1 protein-coding gene is annotated in these 1,152 nt (G+C 64.8%); it reads left to right on the forward strand.

Annotated features, from left to right (window positions below; all coding sequences use genetic code 11):
* Window positions 1-1,065 (forward strand): Re/Si-specific NAD(P)(+) transhydrogenase subunit alpha (locus BIS11_RS18130; RefSeq protein ID WP_253586803.1); only part of this gene is annotated, 1,065 nt, incomplete at its 5' end.
* Window positions 1,066-1,152: the final 87 nt, after the last annotated feature.

Genomic DNA, 1,152 nt, shown 5'->3' on the forward strand with positions numbered 1-1,152 from the left:
GTGCTGGTGATCGGCGCGGGCGTGGCCGGGCTTGCCGCCATCGGCACCGCCACGAGCCTCGGCGCCGTGGTGCGCGCCTTCGACGTGCGCCCGGAAGTCTCCGAGCAGATCGAGTCGATGGGTGCGGAGTTCCTGTTTCTCGATTTCGAGGACACCCAGGACGGCTCGGAAAGCGGCGGCTACGCCTCGCCCTCGAGCCCGGAGTTTCGCGAGAAGCAGCTCGAGTGCTTTCGCGCGCAGGCAGCCGACGTCGACATCGTCATCACCACCGCGCTGATTCCCGGCCGCCCGGCGCCCAAGCTCTGGCTCGAGGACATGGTCGCCTTGATGAAGCCGGGGTCGGTGATCGTCGATCTCGCCGCCGAGAAGGGCGGCAACTGCGACCTGACCCGGCCCGACGAGCGGGTGGTGTCCGACAACGGCGTGATCGTGATCGGTTACACCGACTTCCCCTCGCGCATGGCGGCCCAGGCGTCACTCCTGTACGCCACCAATATCCGTCACATGCTTTCCGATCTTACCCCCGAGAAGGATGGTGTGATCGTTCATGACATGGAGGACGACGTGATCCGCGGGGCGACGGTGACGCACCAAAGCGAGATCACCTTCCCGCCGCCGCCGCCGAAGGTGAAGGCGATCGCCGCGGCCAAGCCGAAGAAGAAGGAGAAGGAACCGACCCCCGAGGAGAAACGGGCGTTGGAGACCGCCGCCTTCAAGGCCCAGACCACGCGTCAGGTCGGACTTCTGGCCGTGGGCGGGGTGCTGATGCTGCTGCTCGGCCAGGTCGCGCCGGCGTCGTTCATGCAGCACTTCATCGTCTTCGTGCTGGCGTGTTTCATCGGTTTCCAGGTGATCTGGAAGGTGAGCCACTCGCTGCACACGCCGCTGATGGCGGTGACCAACGCGATCTCCGGCATCATCATTCTCGGCGCGGTGCTGCAGATCGGTTCCGGCAGTGCGGTCGTGGTGGTTCTGGCGGCGATTTCGGTGCTGATCGCCACCATCAATATCGTGGGGGGCTTTCTGGTGACACGCCGGATGCTCGCCATGTTCCAGAAATCCTGAGCGGCGGGGAAACGCTATGTTGAGTCAAGGGTTCGTATCCGCCGCGGCGATCGCGGCAAGCGTTCTATTCATTCTTTCGCTTGGGGG

It is taken from the genome of Halomonas sp. 707D4 (assembly GCF_024158685.1).
Taxonomy (GTDB): domain Bacteria; phylum Pseudomonadota; class Gammaproteobacteria; order Pseudomonadales; family Halomonadaceae; genus Vreelandella.